16 protein-coding genes and 2 pseudogenes are annotated in these 16,068 nt (G+C 70.8%); 7 read left to right on the forward strand and 11 right to left on the reverse strand.

Annotation, left to right across the window (positions count from 1 at the left end):
• Positions 1 to 87: 87 nt before the first annotated feature.
• Both JNO44_RS34770 and JNO44_RS34775 read right to left on the reverse strand, forming a co-directional pair.
• Entirely contained in the window at positions 88 to 957 is an 870-nt protein-coding gene (locus JNO44_RS34770) for an alpha/beta hydrolase (protein ID WP_205371056.1), read from the reverse strand.
• A 205-nt stretch (positions 958 to 1,162) separates the two neighbouring features.
• Positions 1,163 to 1,605: pseudogene (locus tag JNO44_RS34775) on the reverse strand (SDR family oxidoreductase); the annotation flags it as partial.
• Here JNO44_RS34775 and JNO44_RS34780 point away from each other — a divergent pair.
• Complete coding sequence (locus tag JNO44_RS34780) at positions 1,526 to 1,813, forward strand: hypothetical protein (protein WP_205371461.1); 288 nt, start codon at positions 1,526 to 1,528, stop codon at positions 1,811 to 1,813. The pseudogene JNO44_RS34775 and the gene JNO44_RS34780 overlap by 80 nt on opposite strands.
• Here JNO44_RS34780 and JNO44_RS34785 read toward each other — a convergent pair.
• Positions 1,810 to 2,214, reverse strand: coding sequence for a VOC family protein (locus tag JNO44_RS34785; protein WP_205367949.1), 405 nt, complete (start codon positions 2,212 to 2,214; stop codon positions 1,810 to 1,812). The genes JNO44_RS34780 and JNO44_RS34785 overlap by 4 nt on opposite strands.
• A 181-nt stretch (positions 2,215 to 2,395) precedes the next feature.
• Here JNO44_RS34785 and JNO44_RS34790 point away from each other — a divergent pair, with 181 nt between their 5' ends.
• Positions 2,396 to 2,923 carry a MepB family protein gene (locus JNO44_RS34790; RefSeq protein ID WP_205367950.1) on the forward strand — a complete coding sequence of 176 codons (528 nt, stop codon included), beginning with the start codon at positions 2,396 to 2,398 and terminating at the stop codon, positions 2,921 to 2,923.
• Positions 2,924 to 3,013: 90 nt separating this feature from the next.
• Here JNO44_RS34790 and JNO44_RS34795 read toward each other — a convergent pair whose 3' ends face one another.
• The 4 genes from JNO44_RS34795 to JNO44_RS34810 form a co-directional block, all read right to left on the reverse strand.
• On the reverse strand, positions 3,014 to 4,255 hold the full coding sequence (locus JNO44_RS34795) for an MFS transporter (protein WP_205367951.1): 1,242 nt from the start codon (positions 4,253 to 4,255) through the stop codon (positions 3,014 to 3,016).
• Positions 4,256 to 4,657: 402 nt separating this feature from the next.
• On the reverse strand, positions 4,658 to 5,869 hold the full coding sequence (locus JNO44_RS34800; RefSeq protein WP_205367953.1) for an RNA polymerase sigma factor: 1,212 nt from the start codon (positions 5,867 to 5,869) through the stop codon (positions 4,658 to 4,660).
• Positions 5,866 to 6,237: a YciI family protein gene (locus JNO44_RS34805; protein ID WP_039629176.1), complete on the reverse strand. Its 372-nt coding sequence runs from the start codon at positions 6,235 to 6,237 to the stop codon at positions 5,866 to 5,868. Before JNO44_RS34805 ends, JNO44_RS34800 begins: the two co-directional genes overlap by 4 nt.
• A 222-nt stretch (positions 6,238 to 6,459) precedes the next feature.
• On the reverse strand, positions 6,460 to 7,662 hold the full coding sequence (locus JNO44_RS34810; protein ID WP_205367954.1) for a polysaccharide deacetylase family protein: 1,203 nt from the start codon (positions 7,660 to 7,662) through the stop codon (positions 6,460 to 6,462).
• Positions 7,663 to 7,746: 84 nt separating this feature from the next.
• On the opposite strand from JNO44_RS34810, the gene JNO44_RS34815 reads away from it, so the two are divergent.
• Positions 7,747 to 7,890 carry a hypothetical protein gene (locus tag JNO44_RS34815; RefSeq protein ID WP_205367955.1) on the forward strand — a complete coding sequence of 48 codons (144 nt, stop codon included), beginning with the start codon at positions 7,747 to 7,749 and terminating at the stop codon, positions 7,888 to 7,890.
• 720 nt (positions 7,891 to 8,610) lie between these two features.
• On the opposite strand, the pseudogene JNO44_RS34820 reads toward JNO44_RS34815, so the two are convergent.
• Together JNO44_RS34820 and JNO44_RS34825 are read right to left on the reverse strand one after the other, a co-directional pair.
• Positions 8,611 to 9,247: pseudogene (locus JNO44_RS34820) on the reverse strand (serine/threonine-protein kinase); the annotation flags it as partial.
• 328 nt (positions 9,248 to 9,575) lie between these two features.
• A complete protein-coding gene (locus tag JNO44_RS34825) occupies positions 9,576 to 10,703 on the reverse strand; it encodes an HAD family hydrolase (protein WP_240167800.1) in 1,128 nt (375 codons plus the stop codon).
• A 309-nt stretch (positions 10,704 to 11,012) separates the two neighbouring features.
• Between JNO44_RS34825 and JNO44_RS34830 the strand changes: the two genes are divergently transcribed.
• Both JNO44_RS34830 and JNO44_RS34835 read left to right on the forward strand, forming a co-directional pair.
• Positions 11,013 to 12,581 (forward strand): alpha/beta hydrolase, encoded by a 1,569-nt coding sequence (locus tag JNO44_RS34830; protein ID WP_205367956.1) that lies wholly within the window; start codon positions 11,013 to 11,015, stop codon positions 12,579 to 12,581.
• Positions 12,582 to 12,706: 125 nt separating this feature from the next.
• Positions 12,707 to 14,200 carry an MFS transporter gene (locus tag JNO44_RS34835; protein ID WP_205367957.1) on the forward strand — a complete coding sequence of 498 codons (1,494 nt, stop codon included), beginning with the start codon at positions 12,707 to 12,709 and terminating at the stop codon, positions 14,198 to 14,200.
• A gap of 24 nt (positions 14,201 to 14,224) precedes the next feature.
• Here the strand turns inward: JNO44_RS34835 and JNO44_RS34840 are convergent, their stop codons facing one another.
• Positions 14,225 to 14,758, reverse strand: coding sequence for a GNAT family N-acetyltransferase (locus tag JNO44_RS34840; protein ID WP_205367958.1), 534 nt, complete (start codon positions 14,756 to 14,758; stop codon positions 14,225 to 14,227).
• Positions 14,759 to 14,985: 227 nt separating this feature from the next.
• Positions 14,986 to 15,198: a hypothetical protein gene (locus JNO44_RS34845; protein ID WP_205367959.1), complete on the reverse strand. Its 213-nt coding sequence runs from the start codon at positions 15,196 to 15,198 to the stop codon at positions 14,986 to 14,988.
• 182 nt (positions 15,199 to 15,380) lie between these two features.
• On the opposite strand from JNO44_RS34845, the gene JNO44_RS45305 reads away from it, so the two are divergent.
• Both JNO44_RS45305 and JNO44_RS45310 read left to right on the forward strand, forming a co-directional pair.
• A complete protein-coding gene (locus JNO44_RS45305) occupies positions 15,381 to 15,689 on the forward strand; it encodes a hypothetical protein (RefSeq protein WP_420882711.1) in 309 nt (102 codons plus the stop codon).
• Positions 15,659 to 16,024 carry a hypothetical protein gene (locus JNO44_RS45310; protein ID WP_420882712.1) on the forward strand — a complete coding sequence of 122 codons (366 nt, stop codon included), beginning with the start codon at positions 15,659 to 15,661 and terminating at the stop codon, positions 16,022 to 16,024. Before JNO44_RS45305 ends, JNO44_RS45310 begins: the two co-directional genes overlap by 31 nt.
• Positions 16,025 to 16,068: the final 44 nt, after the last annotated feature.

Below are 16,068 nucleotides of genomic sequence, written 5' to 3' on the forward strand. Positions count from 1 at the left end.
TGACGGGCGCGGATGCGCGCGCCTCGCCACCGCCACCATCACCGTGACCGCACCGTCGCATCGCCGACGCCGCTCATCCGGCGCCGCTCAGCAGGGGGCCGACTCGACCGTGAGCGCGGCGAGTTCCCCGAGGACGCGGGCCGCCGGCGCCGGGTCGATCAGCCACTTCAGGTGGCTGCCTTCGAGGGTGCGGACGTCGTAGGGGTTGTCCGGCGTCAGGGCGTTGCCCTCGCGGATCAGCCGGTCCTGGAGGGCGAGCGGCAGGCTCGCGTCGTCGGCCAGGCGCACGAAGGTCTTGGGGATGCGGCCCCAGGTCGCGGCCTGCGCCCGGTCGGCGGAGGTGCCGACGTCCAGATTCTCGTCGGGCTGGAAGGTGTTCAGGAAGGTCAGGAGCTCCTCGTCGGTGCCATCGGCGAGGAAGGCCGCCTTGAACCCCGCGAGGGCGTCGCGGTCCGCGGTGCGGAAGTTGACGCGGAGCAGGCCGAGTTCGGCCGGGTTGCCGGCCAAGGCCAGGGCCAGCGAAGCCGCGTCGACGGTGGCCATCTCCGGCTCGGCGTAGTAGTCGTTGGCATCCAGGTCGACCGGGCACCAGGCGGAGACGTAGACGATGCGGTCGATCAGGTCCGGCCGTGCGTTGGCCGCAGCGGTCGCGGTGATACCGCCGCGACTGTGCGAGACCAGGATCACCGGCCCGTTCTCCTTGGCCCGTTCCAGGATCCCGATCAGATGCCTGGCGTTGTCGGCGAGCGTGACGCCCTGGAGCGAACCGGGCGCCGCGCCGAGACCTTCGAGATCCTGGGGTGCCTGGTAGGCGTGCGAGTAGGTCGCCCCGAAACCGTGGCCGGGCAGGTCGACGGCGACCGACCGGTGCCCGAGAAGGCCGAGTTCGGCCTGGAGCGGCGCGAAGGAGAAGGAGTTCGCGAAGGCTCCATGAACGAGTACGAACGTCGGTTGCATCTGTCTGCTCACTCTTCGCTTCCTGAGCTGGGACGGTATCCGGCGGATCACCCTACTCGGCGAAGATCATCGGCACTAGCGACATAAGGCGGCCCGGGGACTGTCCGACTGACCCACCGGGCCGACTCTGGGGTCGGCCCCAGGCTGAGACCGCTGACGGTGCCTGCTGGTCGTCAGGCCGTCCGCAACAGACGCCCTGCAGGGCTTACCAGGGCACTGCCTGACCCGAGCGGTCCAGATACGCCAGACCAGGCGTGCCCAGTTTGGACAGCAGAACGTCCACCAGCAGCGGGACGCTCTCCTCGACGGTGAACGGCGCGTCCGGCCCCCGAGCACGGTGCGGATCCAGCCCGGTGCCAGGAGGGCGAAACCGCGCTGCGTCTCGGCCTGGCGGGCCGCGAAACTGCGCATGAACATGTTCAAGGCCGCTTTGCTTCCCCGGTAGACCTCGCGGCCTGCGGTCGTGTTGTTCGTGATGCTGCCCTGCCCGGACGACATCGCTCCGATGAGGCCGGTGGGAGACACCAGGTCTTCGAGCGCCTCGATGACGTGCATGGGGCTGAGAGCGTTGGTGATCATCACCTCGACAAAATCGTCTGTCGCCACCTTGCCGATCGGTGTCTGTTCGTTGTTCGTGGTGCCGGCGTTTTCCGCCAGTTCATGGGGCCGCGGCCACTACTGGGCCGCGCTCCACGGCGCGCTGTCCCCGGAGCAGGAAGCCATGCTCGGGAGCGACGGCCCGCCATTCGCGGAGTCTCCGGTCGTCACTGACGACCCTGTAGACCTCAGCACCGAAGACGAGAGCCGGCACGCTACTGTCCGGCGATCGCCTCGTCGTGCCACCGACACGGCCTAGTAGGACTGCAACTCCACCAGCGTGCCGTCCGGCGTCCTGATGTGCGCGGTGCGGAGGTTGGGGCCCCAGTCGGGGCGGTCCTGGGGCTCGGCGAGGACCGCGGCGCCGTGCTCGCTCAGGCAGCGCGTGGCGGCGTCGACGTCGTCGACGCGCAGGACGAGCATCGCGGAGTCCTGCGCGGGCGCGGCCGACGGCAGGTCGCCGGTGCCGATCGCCTGGGCGATGGCCGTGCGCGCGTACAGCACGAGGACGGCCTCGCCGCCCAGGTCCCAGTTGGCGTAGCCGGCAGCGGGCAGCACCTTGACGGGCTCGATGCCCAACAGATCGCGGAGCGCTTCGGTCCAGAAACCCGCTGCGGCGTCGAAGTCCTCGACCAGCAGGCGGGGGTACAGGGCGTCCATGGGGGCGAGCGTATCCCCGCTCCGGGCCCCGCGTCGGTGGATTGTCGACCTCGTGTGACGGGGACCGGTTGATGGGATGCGGGCGACCGGGAGAGGTGGCGTTCCCGGGCTCGGGATGGTGCCTGGGGCGCGGGGCGGGAGCCGCTCAGGCGTCGCGCGGTCGCGATGGCAGGATGAGGGCATGGTGACGAATCAGCCGCCGTGGGCGGGGCTTCATGCTGACCTGTTGGCGGCGAAGGCGTTGGTGTACGACGCGAGCGGTTTCGCCTGCTCGCCGCCGGCGCCCGAACCGGAGAGCGCCGAGTACGCGGCGTGCGGTTTCACGCTCGACGGCCGCTCGGTCCGGTTCCGCGTGGGCAAGACCACCCCGACGAAGGTGGGCCAGTTCGTCACCGTGTGGCAGCGGTCTGCGGAGGGGCCGATCCGGCCCTTCGACGCCGACGACGGCGTGGACCTCTTCGTCATCAGCAGCCACGACGCCGACGGCTTCGGGCAGTTCGTGTTCCCGGTCGAGGTGCTGTGCGAGCGCGGCATCGTCTCCCGCGACGGTTCCGGTGGGAAGCGCGGATTCCGCGTGTATCCGCCCTGGGTGACCACGACCAACCGGCAGGCCCGCAGCACGCAGGCATGGCAGGTGAACCACTTCTTCCACCTCGACCAGGACGGGGCTGCCGACCTGACGCGCGCCCGCGCGCTCTACCACCCGTAGGTGCCCGCCGCGGCCAGGTCGCCCGGCGCGCCTCGACAGCGCCCGACCGAGCATCGGGGGACCGTGCCGCACCGCGCCCCATCGGGTCCGTCAGGTCAGGCCGGTGGCCTGTTCCGCGGCGCCCTGGGGCGCCTTCGCACGGCGCGGGAGCAGCAGTGGCGTGGCCAGGAGGGCGACTCCGGCGCCGGCGATCGCGATGCGGGGGCTGGTGGCGGCGGCGAACAGACCCCCCACCATGGTCACGGCGGCGATGCTGGTGCTGCTGCTGATCGACCATGCGGACAGGGTGCGGGCGATCCGGTCGGGGGCGGTGTGTTCGAGCCGGTAGGTGGCCAGCACCGGGTTGAACACGCCGATGCAGGTCACCAGGCCGAGTTGGACGACGACGATGAGCACCATCCCGGGGACACCGGGCCCGACGAACGCCAATCCGACGGGCCAGCAGGCACGCAGCGCGCCGGCGGTGAGCAGCACCCTGCGCTGCCCGAACCGCGGCACGAGGCGGCGCGAGAGCCGTGAGCCGAGGAGACCACCGATGCACGGGCTCGCGAAGACCAGGCCGTACTGCCACGGTGCGAACCCGAGGCGGCCCAGCAGGAGTACGGCGATCAGCGGCTCGGAGGCCATGATCAGGCCGTTGACCACGATCGCGTTGAAGAACAGCGGGCGCAGCACGGGGTGGCTGAGGATGTGACGCCACCCTTCGAGCAGATCGGCTGCGCGCAGCCGCGCGCCACCGGTGCGCGGCTGCGGCTCGGTCCCGCCGATGGCGCGGAGGCCGAGTGCCGAGAGCAGATAGCTGACCGCGTCGGCCACCACGGTCGTCACCGGGCCGAACATCCCGACCGCGGCCCCGCCCAGCGGTGGTCCGACCGAGGTCGCGGTCCACATCGTGGACTCGAACCGGCTGTTGGCGACCAGCAGGTCCGCCGGCGGCACGAGCGCTTTCAGATACGCACCGCTGGCCGCCTTGAAGGCGATGTCGGCCGCGGCGACGACGACGGAGACGACGAGGAGTTGGGCGAAGCCGAGCCAACCGAGCGCGAAGGCGACGGGGACCGTCAGCAATGCCGCGAACCGGCACAGATCCATCGCGATCATGACCGGACGCTTACGGCGGAACTCCACCCACGGACCGAGCGGCACGGCCACCACGGCTCCCACCGCCCGCCCCGCGGCGGACAGCGCCGCCACCTCGGTCGGACCGGAGTGCAGCACCAGGACCGCGAGCAGGGGGAACGCACCGAACCCGAGGCCCGTGCCGTAGGAGCTGACCGCGAACGCCGCCCACAGCCACCCGAATCGCCTGCCCAGGGCCCGCCTACCTGTCATGTCTCACGCAACTCTCGTCGATCCGAACGCCCGCACACCGGCCATCGGCATCAAAGCGAGAAGCGCCGCCCGGAGCAAACAACCGATCCATCGCGGGGCACAACCTTCCGTTGTGCGAGTCCGCCGCACCACCACTCACCGCGCGCCGCACGCCCCGCGCCGCACTGGTGGGCCCATCGCGACGGCCGGCAGATCCGGTTGAAGCCGGCAGACCCTCGGTACCTGTGCGCGGACTTCGATGCCTTCGTGGCACGGTTCCGACCCGGCTGGCCCTCCGAGATCGGCTCACCGATCTCGGAGCCCACCATCCCGAGCCCATGAACAACGCTCGGTAGCGACGGGAGGGGCGACGAGCAACGAGGGAAGAGCCACCGGGGAAGAGCCGCGGGGCCGGGGCGGAACCTATGTCCTGACCCGGCCGGCCCGGGATTCCAGGTAGCGCTGCTCGGCGAGGCTGGCGGTGGCCTTCGCGGCACGCCGGTACAGCTCGTACGCGGCGGCCGGGTCGCCGGCCTTCTCCAGCAGGTGCGCCCGTACGGACAGCAGTCGGTGATGGCCGGACATCCGCGCGTCACCGTCCAGCGTGCCGAGCAGGGCCAGCCCGGCCTGCGGGCCCTTGGTCTCGGCGAGTGCGATCGCACGGTTGAGGGTGACCATCGGGTTGGGCGCGATGCGTTCGAGGATCAGGTAAAGGGCGTGCACCTGCGGCCAGTTGGTCTCCTCGGCGGTGGCGGCATCGGCGTGGGTGGCGGCGATGGCGGCCTGCAGTTGGTAGGGCCCCAGCGCCGGGCCGGCCAGCGCTGCCTTGACCAGCTCGGTGCCCTCGTCGATCAGCGCGCGGTCCCACCGGGTACGGTCCTGCTCGTCCAGCGGCACCAGGTCACCGCCCGCCGTCGTCCGGGCCTCCCGGCGGGCGTGGGTCAGCAGCATCAGTGCGAGCAGCCCGGCCGCCTCGCCGTCCTCGGGCAGCTGCGCGCGGACCATCCTGGCCAGTCGGATCGCCTCGTGGGCGAGGTCGGGGCGGTGCAGCTCGCTGCCCGAGGAGGCGGTGTAACCCTCGTTGAAGATCAGGTAGAGCACGTGCAGCACGACCCGCAGCCGCTCCTCGCGCTCGGCGCCGACCGGCAGGCGGAACGAGCTGCCGGCGGCCTTGATCCGCTGCTTGGCCCGGCTGATCCTGGCCGCCATCGTGCCTTCCGGCACCAGGAACGCGCGGGCGATCTCGGCGGTGGTCAGGCCGCCGACCGCCCGGAGCGTCAGCGCGGTCTGGGAGGCCGCGGTCAGCGTCGGGTGGCAGCACAGGAACAGCAGCACCAGCGTGTCGTCGGTATCCGGTACGTCCTCGGGCACCACTTCGGCGGCCGCCGCCGACTCCCGCTCGCGGCGCGCGTGCTCGCTGCGCAACTGGTCGATGAACCGCCGGGAGGCCACGGTCACCAGCCAGCCGCGGGGGTTGTCGGGCACGCCCTCGGCCGGCCACTGCACGGTGGCCGCGAGGACGGCCTCCTGTACGGCGTCCTCACACCCCTCGAACTGGCCGTGCCGACGTACCAACGCGCCGAGGACCTGCGGCGTGAGCGCGCGCAGCAGGTCCTCGATGACGGGTGCGGTCATGCCTCCAATTGTCCCTCGGCGAACATCACCTGCCGCACCTCGACCCCGAGGCCGGCGATCGCGGTGTCCGGGATCTGCGCCGCCAGCTCGATCGCCCGCTGCTTGTTCTCGCAGTCGATCAGGTAGAAGCCCCCCAGGTACTCCTTGGACTCCAGGAAGGGTCCGTCGGTCACCACCGGCTGGCCGTTGCGTACGGACACCACGGCTGCCTGCGACGGGTCGACCAGCGCCTGCGTGGTGATCAGCTCGCCGGACTTCTTCAGCGCCTCGATGAACGCGCCGTGCCCCTCGCCGATCGCCGCCTTCTCCTCGTCGGTCAGCGCGTCCAGCACGGCCGGGTTGATGTGCATGCTGATCAGGAACTTCATGTCGTCCTCCGTGTGGTGCGCGGGCCCCTGCTGGGCCCTTCGTCTCCATGGTCGGAGCCGCCGCCGTCGTCTTGACATCCGCCGCCGAAAATTTCGTCCGTTTTTCCAGCCGACGGCGGCATGGGCGTGCCGCGGCACCTGGAGGTCGCATCCTGTCCCACTCATGGGCGGCCCCGGGCACGCGTGCGCGGGCCCGTCCCGGGGAGCCCCTTCCCGGAGCCGTCACCCACCTGCGGTGAACCGCTGACCCACCCCGAGGCGGCGCAGGTCGGCGAGGACCTGCGGATCCTGGGCGTCCAGCCAGTCGCAGAGCTGCCGGAAGGAGACCAGGCGGACGTCCTTGCGCGCGTCGTCGGCGATGTGCTTGAGCGCCTCTTCGACGGCGTCCATGTAGATGCCGCCGTTCCACTTCTCGAAGTGGTTGCCGATGAAGAAGGGTGCCCGGTTGGTCTCGTAGGCTCGATGGAAACCGGCGATGTACGCCTCGGTGGCCTGCTTGCGCCAGCCCGGGTAGTTGGCCGGCGGCGCCTTGGTGGAGTTCTTGGACTGGTTGGCCAGGATGTTGTAGTCCATCGAGAGCACCTCGAAGGAGTGCCCGGGGAAAGGTATCTGCTGGAGCGGGAAGTCCCACACGCCCTGCTTCTTGACCGGCCAGACCTGGCGGCCGCCCGGGGAGCTGGCGTCGTACCGCCAGCCACGCTTGCGGGCCGTGGGCAGCAGGTTGTCCTGGCCGAGCAGACACGGCGTACGGCCGCCGACCAGTTCCTTGGTGTAGTCGAAGGGCAGCGGGTCGAGGTCGGTGAAGCCGGTGTTGGTCCGCCAGTTGGTGACGAAGGACATCGCCTGCTCGATCTCGTCGTTCCACTGGGCGGGGGTCCAGTGCGCCACGGAGCCCGAGCCGGTGCCACAGAAGTGCCCGTTGAAGTGGGTACCGATCTCGTGGCCCTCCAACCACGCCGCGCGCACGTTCTTCAACGTCGCCTTGATGTGGTCGTCGGTGAGGTAGCCGATGTCGGACGCGCCGACGCGGTTGTTCGGCGGGCGGTACATGCGCTTCTTCTGCTCGGGCAACAGATACAGCCCGGAGAGGAAGAAGGTCATCGAGGCGTTGTGGTCCCTGGCCAGCTTGCGGAACCGCGGGAAGAGGCCGTTGCCCACCTCGCCCGCCCCGTCCCAGGAGAAGACGACGAACTGCGGCGGCTTCTGGCCCGGCTCCAACTTCTGCGGGGCGGGCGGCTGGTTGGGCTGCTTTCCGGTGTACGCGGTCGAGCCGTCGCCGATCGGCTTGGCCGGCGCCGTGCCTCCCGGATTGGCCGCGACCGTGTCGGAGGCCGATGATCCGAAGGGCGAGCAGCCGCCCACGGTGAGCGCGGCCGCTGCTCCCATCCCGAGTCCCAACACGCCCCGGCGGCTCAGTGCACGCATGACAATCCCCATTGCAGTCGTTCGGAGTTCTGGTTTGTGGGGCACCCAGCGAAGTGGGGCTGGGACGCCCGGAAAGGCGGGGAGGTGGATGCCGAGCTCGCCGCTCCGGCCCCGGGAAAGGGAATTGCGCAGCGGAAGGTCGACGGTGCGGCACTGGTGGAGCAGCGGAAGGCCAAGGGAGGGACGGCGGACGAGCGGGCCCCGGATCCGCAGGCGGCGGCCCCGTAGGACCTCCGCGTCGCCGGCTCCTCCGCGCCTCCCCGGCGCGGACCAGTCGGCTCCCCCAGCCCCTCCGTCGAGGGCGCCGCACATCCCGAGAACGCAGCTGTCGCGTATCCCTACGAGAGGGTCGGTCAGCCGCCCACGCCTTGAGCGAGCGCGGCATGGCGGAGGGCCGCTGCTGCGGCAGGTCCCGCCCTTCCCGTGGAATTCTCAACCTCGTGCATACGTGCTCCCCGTTCAACGGGCGGACGGAGCCGTACGGCTCCAGCAGCCCGCAATCAACGCCCTTGGACACACACGACTCTGCCGTGGATCACTAGCGCGCCGATAACGCCTCACTAATGACGGAATCCTCAGACGCCAACGTGGACCGGGCCGGACGTTACCCACGGGCCCCATCGGCCCCACCGGCCCCACTGAACCACCGCCCCACCGGGCCGTTCTCGACATGCAGTACACGGCCGATAACGCCCCGTACAGGTCGCGACGGCCGCCGCGACGGCGACGGCCGAGATCAGGAGCGTACGGCGGGTGGGACCACGCCGGCCCGCGGTACCGGCCGGACGCAGCTGCGCATCGGTCTGTGCCGGCATGGGTGCCGGCAGCGCGCCCGCCGCCGGAGTCTGAAGAACACTCGGCACCGGAGTCGGAGGAACACTCGGCACGGGGGTTGCGGAGATGCCCGGCGCCGGAGTTGCAGGGTTGTGCGGTACGGGAGTTGGCGGGGCCGGAGGGGTTGCCGCCGGTGGCCGCGAAGGCCAGGACCGTGCCGAGGGAGAAGACGTCGCTGGCCGGACCGATCTCCTCGCCGTTCACCTGCTCCGGCGACATGAATCCCGGCGAGCCGAGCGCGATCCCGGTCACGGTGAGGGAGCTGCCCTCGGCGACCCGGGCGATCCCGAAGTCGATGACCCGCGGCCCGTCCGTGGCGAGCAGCACGTTGGAGGGCTTGAGGTCGCGGTGGACGAGCTGTGCGCCGTGGATCGACCCCAGCGCCTCGGCGAGCCCGGCGGCCAGGGCGAACACGCGCGGCGCGGGCATCGGTCCCCAGTCGGCGACCGCGTGCTCCAGCGACGGGCCGGAGAGGTAACTGGTCACCAGCCAGGGTTGGGGCGCGTCCGGGTCGGCGTCGATCACCGGCGCGGTGAACGCCCCGCTCACCGCGCGCGGCCTGCACTTCCCGGCGGAACCGGGAACGGAAGTCCGGCTGATCGACCAGTGCGGCGTGCACCACCTTGACCGCAACCTGTCGGCCTCCGGGCGAGCGCCCGAGGAAGACCCGCCCCATGCCGCCGGCGCCCAGCCGTCCCAACAGCTGGTATCCGCCGATGGACTGCGGGTCGTCCGGATCCAGCGCTGCCACAAACCCCTCCCGCGTCGTCGCCCCGGTCACTTTCGGCCGGGCGGTCTCCAGCAGAGGGGCGGCCGCGCGCCGGCCGGTGGGCCCTGCGGGCCGCGCATGCCTGACCGCCCGCCACTTCCAGGACGAACCGGAGCAAGCCGCACTTGCCCCAGGCCGTGCCGGAGGAGGGCGCACTTCCTCCGGCACGAACCGAACCCGGGCAACACACAGCGCTCGGCGCCCAGTACGCAGCACTCAGTACCCGCACTCAGGCACTGACGCGCTCAGCACACGCTCAGTGCGCGCCCAACAAGCATTGCTCACAAGGAGACTGATGCTTCGTCAGAACTCAGTCGATCTGCTGGGGCGTCACCGTCAACCACTGCTTGTCCGCGGTGACCTTCTGCCCCAGCTCCTTCTGGCGTTTGGCGTTGGCGCGCTTCATCGCGTCGAGCTCCTTCATGGAGCTCTCCTTGCGGTTCACCCACACCCGGACGCCGCCGTGCTGCACGTCCGTGGAATGGAAGAGCATCGGGCCGTCGCTCTTGGGGGTGTCGCCCGCCGCGAGGATGGGCTGCCGCCACTCGTCGATGTAGGTGTTGATCGCCGCCGGCTTGCCCTCGTACCAGGTCAACGGGGCCCACAGGGTCGGCGTCAGCTCCCGGTCGGCGAGCTTCTTCGGGTCGAAGCGGCCGGACGCGATCTCCTTGCGGGCACTGGTGACGTCGCCCGTCGTGCGGTCCTTGAGGAGCATCGAGACGCCGATGACGTTCTCGGGCTTCACGTCGTACCCGTACTTGGGATCGCTCAGAACCATGCGCACCAGGTCCTCGGAGGCCGCACTGACCACGTACACCTCCACCCCGTGCCTGCGCAGTGCCTGGTAGAGCTCCTGCATGCCCCGGTAGAAGCGGGGGGCCTGCACCTCGGTCCTGGTGAGCTTCCCGTCCACGTAGTACTCGGCGGGGATCGGCTGGCGGTACGCCAAGAGCTCGTCCACGTACCCCTTGAGCTGCTTCAGGGTGAAGCCCGAGAAGATCTGCGCCGCCCAGGGGTAGCAGACCTGGTCGTCGACCTCGCACAGCCGGTTGTAGTAGCTGTAGAGGCTCTCCTTGTGAGTCGCCGTGTCCTTGAAGGGGATGACCTTCAAGGAAGGCGCCATGGTCTTGCGGGTCAGGACGCCCTTCATCTCCAAGAAGGGCAGCAGGGCCTCTTCCAGGTCGTTGCGGTACGTGGTGTTGTCCGCGTCGAAGACCGCGTACGCGCCCTTGTGTTCGTGTTCCGTGATGACCTCGCCGAGCTTCTTGGCCACCGGTGCGGGCCAGTGCTTCAACTCCACCGATGCCACCCGCGACGACGACCCGACGGCCTCGGCCTCACTGCCGCCCGGCCACAGGGCACTGCCCGCGAACACCGCGGCGGCCAACGCCCCCGCGGTACCGAAGATCGCCAGCTTGCGCCTTGCTCGTACTGCCATGGTTTCCGTTCCTCTGAGGACTGCCCAGCGCCCCGTGCGGAGCGGCGGGCAATCGTACGGGGCCGGGCGGGAGTTGACCATGATCGATGTCACCGCGGGCGGGAGGTGTGGCCAGGCAGAACGGGGGTAGTCGTGCCGGGCCCCGCGAGGACCGACCGGTGAGCACGACACCGCCCCGAACCCGATGACTCGGACGGGCTCAGGCGCAGGGTGGCACTGGTACCACCCCAGGTACGGAAGGTGGCTTCATTGTTCGCCGGCTCCGCGCGACCCAGTATCGAGGCACCGCTATTCCTCAAGGGGGAACCGATGCCCATAACCGGGAAGTCCACGCGCTGGGCGGCCGTCGCCGCGTCCGTGCTCCTCACCGCAGGGGCCCTTCCGATCGCGGGGGCGCACAGCGCCCTGGCCGCGAACGCCGCCGGGCCAGGCGCCGTACGCACCCCGGCGCGCTATCTGAACCAGCATCTCGACTGGCGGCCCTGTGCCTCCGGTGCGCTGGAGTGCGCGGCCATGGCCGTGCCGCGGGACTGGCACCATCCGGAACGGGGCCGGGGCCTGACCGTGGCGGTCTCCCGGCACCGGGCGACCGATACCGCCGGGCGGCGCGGTGTGCTGATGATGGCCGCCGGCGGTCCTGGAGCCTCCGGCCTCACCCGGCCCGCGGGTCTGGCGAACTACGCACCCGGTCTCGCCGCCACGTACGACATCGTCGGCTTCGACCAGCGCGGCGTCGGCAGCAGCAGCAAGGTCACCTGCGCCGACCAGTCGGCCGTCGACGGCTACTTCTCCGGCGACAAGCGCGACCGCTCCGCCGACGCCATCCGCGAGACGTTCGCCCGAGCGCGCGCCTTCGTCCGCGACTGCCAACGCCATTCGAACGACCTGCTGCCGTACATCACCACCGAGCAGGCCGTCCACGACATGGACCTCTACCGCTCCCTCCTCGGGACCGACACGATCTCCTACTACGGTCCGTCCTACGCCACCGTCCTCGGTGCCTCCTACGCGACCGAGTTCCCCCACCGTGTGGCGCGCATGGTCCTCGACAGCAACGTCGACTACACCGGCACCTGGCAGTCGTTCATGGAGTCCCAGCCGCTCAGCTTCCAACGCCGGTTCGAGGAGGACTTCCTCCCCTGGCTGGCGAAGAACGACGGCGTGTACCACCAAGGGCGCACTCCCGCACAGGCCAAGGCAACCTTCGAACGCCTGCGCGCCAGGCTCCACGCACACCCCCTCGTCCTCGGCGGGACGACCATCACCCCCGACCATCTGGACGCCCTCACCGGCAGCGCCATCTACCGGGCCGACCCGGGGTTCGCGAACCTCGCCACCGCCCTGACCGTCCTGGAGCACCCCGATACCGCACCACCTGCCGCCGAGCAGTCCCTCGCCAAGGCGCTGGCGCATCCCATGGACGCGGGCTTCGCGGCGGACTTCTTCTCCGTCGTCTGCAACGACACGCCCTGGAACCGCAGTTCGGCCTACTTGATCGCACAGAGCGACCGCGCCACGCGCGACTATCCGCTGGCGGGCGCCCGCTCGTTGACCTACTCCGCGGTCTGCGCCGCCTGGCCGCGCTCCACCGCACCGCGCATCCACGTCACCGGACGCGGCCTGCCCCCCATCCTCATGCTGAACTCCGTACACGACCCGGCCACCTACTACGAGGGCGCGCTGCGCGACCACCGGGCCCTGCCGACCTCGCGCCTGGTGACGGTCGCCGGCGGTGGCGACCACGGACAGTTCCAGAACCACAACACCTGCGTCGACAACCTGGTCGAGGGCTACCTCGCCGACGGAAACCTCCCGCCCACCGACACGACCTGCGCGGCCGACCCGCTCCCGGTGCCGGGCCCGGCCACCCGGGCGTGACGGGCCGTTGAGCGGCCCGTCCGGACCGTGACAGACGCCCCGGATTTTCGCGCACACCGATGTCAAGAAGCGCTCGGCCGCTCCGACCCTCCGGCGACACGTCGAGAGAACAGGAAGCTTCAGACATGCGAGTCAACCGGGCGTGGTGGGGACTGGTCGTCCTCATGTTGCCGACATTGCTCGTCGCGATGGACATGACGGCATTGCTCCTCGCGCTGCCGCAGCTGAGCGCCGACCTGGGGGCCACCAACCTCCAGCAGCTGTGGATCAGCGACAGCTACGGACTCATGGTGGCCGGGCTGGTCATCACGATGGGCACGCTCGGCGACCGGATCGGTCGCCGGCGACTGCTGATGATCGGCGGGGCGGCCTTCGCGGTGCTGTCCGTCGTGGCCGCCTTCGCGGTCGACCCGCTGATGCTGATCGTCACGCGTGCGCTGCTGGGCGTCGCCGGCGCGACCCTGGCGCCGTCCACCCTCGCCTTGATCACCAATATGTTCCGCGACGAACGACAGCGCGGGCGGGCCATCGCGATCTGGGCGACCTGCCAGTTCACCGGCGGCGCGCTCGGACCGGTACTCGCCGGATTCCTGCTCCAGCACTTCTGGTGGGGATCGGTGTTCCTGGTCGCCGTGCCGGCGATGGCGCTGCTGCTGCTCGCCGGGCCGGTCCTGCTCCCGGAGTTCCGCAGCGACCGGGCCGGCCGGCTGGACCTGGCCGACGTCGGGCTGTCGCTCGCTGCGGTGCTCCTGCTGGTCTACGGCATCAAGCAACTGACCGTCGAGAGCGTGCCCGTCGTGCCGGCGGTGGCCCTCGTCGTCGGCGCGGCCCTCGGATCGCTGTTCGTACGCCGGCAGTTGCGGCTGCGCACGCCGCTGCTGGACCTGCGGTTGTTGCGCAACCGCCCGTTCACGGCGGTGATTGTCGCGCTGGTCCTCGCCGGTGTCGCCATGGCCGGTACGGGCCTGCTGGTGACGCAGTACCTGCAGAGCGTGCTGGGCTTCTCACCGGTCATGTCGGCGGTGTTGTTCGCCCCCATGGGCCTGGGCGTGGCGGTCGGCACCATGGCCGCGCCGGCACTGACCCGCTGGATGCCGCAGACGGCCGCGATCGCGGGAGGGCTGGTGGCCTCGGCCCTGGGCAGCCTGATGCTGGTCGGCGTCGACGGACCGGGCGCCCTGCCGCTGGTGATGATCGGCATCGCCGTACTGGCACTGGGCACCGGTCCGCTGTTCGCACTGGGCACCGGGTTGGTCGTCGGGTCCGTTCCGCCGGAGCGTGCCGGCTCGGCGGCGTCGCTGTCGGAGACCGGCAACTACTTCGGCGGATCTCTCGGCTTCGGGCTGCTCGGTCTGGTGGCCGCGGTGGTCTACCGCAGTCGGATGGGTGGCCTGTCCGACTCCCTGGCCGGCGCGATCGCCGCCGGTCCGCGCCTGCCCGCCGACCAGGGCGCGGAACTGCTGCGCCAGGCGCGGGCGGCGTTCACCGCGAGCCTGCACCTCACCGGCGTCATCGCCGCTGTCGTCTTCGCCGGCTCGGCCGTCCTGGTCCACACCCTGCGGCAGACGCACCGGAGTACCCCGGCCACCCTCCCCACCTACGAGACGACCCGCTCATAAGGGGTTGGCGCATCCAGCCGAGCCTCACATCGGAAACGACCGCAGACGCACCTCTCCGGCCGGCCAGTTCACTCCGGGCCGGAGGGGTGTCCACATGGTCCGCAACGGCATCACCACGGGTCCCTCGGGTTGCTCGACCTGGACGTCCTGCGGCACCGGCTGCCAGCCGAGCCGCTGGTAGAGGGGGACGAGGGCCGGTCGGCAGAAGAGAAGCCCGTGCTGGGGACCCATGGTCCGTGCGTGGTCCACGGCTGCCGCCACCACGAGCCGTGCGAGTCCGCGCCCCCGCAGGTCGGACGCGACGGCCACCCCGCCGACGCCCACCACCTCCGTGTCCCGTCCCCCGATCGACAGGGGCAGCCTCAGCAGGCCGGCGTGGGCCACCAGGCGGCCTTCCAGCCTGATGCCGAAATGGTCTTCCTTGGGCAGCCACGTCAAACCGGCGTCCGCGACGCCGAAGGGGTCGGCACCGTCGCCGAGGATTTCGTTCTGGTCGGTCGGCGTGTACCGCGCGAGGCGCGTCGCGGTCGGCGAGGCGGGAATCAGGTCTTCGGTCATCCCCGCATGATCCATTCTGTCCGGGCTGCTGGCCAGCCGCAGCGTTCGGAACTCCATTCCGGGCAAGTCTTCTGCCCGAAACGGAAGTTGGGGCGTGAAGCCGGCCCGAGGCGCAGGCCAGCGCGGCCTGCTCGGGTGCCCGGGCCGACAAAGCGGGCCGTTCCTCGTGCGAGGAACGGCCCTTGTGTGAAATGCCCGGCATGCTGGCTCAGCGACCGGCGCGAACGTCAGCCGAGGCCGGCCAGACCACCGCCCTCGTCGCCACCTCCGAAGAGACCGCCCCCCGAGTCCCCGAGCGGGCCGTCATCCGGGCCGTCCTTGGGCTGGTGCTGCTGGGGGACGGGCGAGGCGGCCTGGGCCGGGGCAGCGGTTGCGGCGACCCCCACAACGGGAAGTGCGGCCAGCAGCGCGGCTGCCGCGATACGGGACGGGTGGAACATGGATCAGTCCTTTCGTCGTCGGCCATGACAGTGGATGCCTGTCCGCCTGCACCTGCGGTTGTCGGGACGGGGCACCGAATCACCTGATCGGAGCCCGGCAGTACGCGGCAGGCGCGTTCCCCTCGGCGCAGACGGCGTAAGCCCGCACGGGCCGTGGGCGGCGCCGCCACGAGGCTCAGCCGGTGGACAGGCTCGGCCGCGTCCGCGAGATCGCCGAGGCCCTGGTGCAGGGCGCCGAGGAGTCGTCGATGCGGCAGCCGGATCCGCGGTACGCGGCGCGGCTGGCCGCCTACGGAGCCGTGGCCACGCGTCTGTCCCTGCTGAGCGGCCGTCGGATCGGCGCGATGGCGGCCGACGCGGCGCCGCTCGGCTCCGGCGTCGGCGGCGGGTCGGCCGAGCTGGACCTCGACGGGACGCGGGTGTTCGTCAAGCGGGTCCCCTTGACCGACACGGCCGACCGTTGTACTTCGCGGACTTCGGACTCGCCCTGAGTTCCGGCTTCGAACTGTCGTCGACCGAGGCGGAGTTCCTCTCCGACCATCTCTCCTACGACCGCTGCGATGCGGTGAGCCATCTGCTCCGCCACCATCTGCCCGACGGGCTGCGCGGCGGCGGCGAACACCAGGCGTTCCTGCGCGAGTGGATCGCAGGCAATCGGCCCGCCGGCGTCCCGCGCGAGATAGCCGCCCTCCTCGACCGGCACTCCCCAGCCGCCGTGATCATCGGCGAATTCCAGCGCCGCTGGCTCACCGTGAGCAAGCGGACGCCGTTCCCGGCCGCCGAGATCGAGCAGGTCTCGGGCACCGGGGCCGCGGCGTCCCACTGAGGCCGGGCCTCCGAGGAGGACCGCCGGACGGGCGCCTCCCGGGC

Origin of the sequence: Streptomyces noursei, assembly GCF_016917755.1 — a bacterium.
GTDB lineage: Bacteria > Actinomycetota > Actinomycetes > Streptomycetales > Streptomycetaceae > Streptomyces > Streptomyces yunnanensis.

Excerpts from the sequence above, each read along its gene's own strand:
- JNO44_RS34770 (WP_205371056.1), bottom strand. The coding sequence starts at position 957 with ATGCAACCGACGTTCGTACTCGTTCATGGAGCCTTCGCGAACTCCTTC.
- JNO44_RS34785 (WP_205367949.1), bottom strand. The coding sequence starts at position 2,214 with ATGGACGCCCTGTACCCCCGCCTGCTGGTCGAGGACTTCGACGCCGCA.
- JNO44_RS34790 (WP_205367950.1), top strand. The coding sequence starts at position 2,396 with ATGGTGACGAATCAGCCGCCGTGGGCGGGGCTTCATGCTGACCTGTTG.
- JNO44_RS34795 (WP_205367951.1), bottom strand. The coding sequence starts at position 4,255 with ATGACAGGTAGGCGGGCCCTGGGCAGGCGATTCGGGTGGCTGTGGGCG.
- JNO44_RS34800 (WP_205367953.1), bottom strand. The coding sequence starts at position 5,869 with ATGACCGCACCCGTCATCGAGGACCTGCTGCGCGCGCTCACGCCGCAG.
- JNO44_RS34805 (WP_039629176.1), bottom strand. The coding sequence starts at position 6,237 with ATGAAGTTCCTGATCAGCATGCACATCAACCCGGCCGTGCTGGACGCG.
- JNO44_RS34810 (WP_205367954.1), bottom strand. The coding sequence starts at position 7,662 with ATGCGTGCACTGAGCCGCCGGGGCGTGTTGGGACTCGGGATGGGAGCA.
- JNO44_RS34825 (WP_240167800.1), bottom strand. The coding sequence starts at position 10,703 with ATGGCAGTACGAGCAAGGCGCAAGCTGGCGATCTTCGGTACCGCGGGG.
- JNO44_RS34830 (WP_205367956.1), top strand. The coding sequence starts at position 11,013 with ATGCCCATAACCGGGAAGTCCACGCGCTGGGCGGCCGTCGCCGCGTCC.
- JNO44_RS34835 (WP_205367957.1), top strand. The coding sequence starts at position 12,707 with ATGCGAGTCAACCGGGCGTGGTGGGGACTGGTCGTCCTCATGTTGCCG.
- JNO44_RS34840 (WP_205367958.1), bottom strand. The coding sequence starts at position 14,758 with ATGACCGAAGACCTGATTCCCGCCTCGCCGACCGCGACGCGCCTCGCG.
- JNO44_RS34845 (WP_205367959.1), bottom strand. The coding sequence starts at position 15,198 with ATGTTCCACCCGTCCCGTATCGCGGCAGCCGCGCTGCTGGCCGCACTT.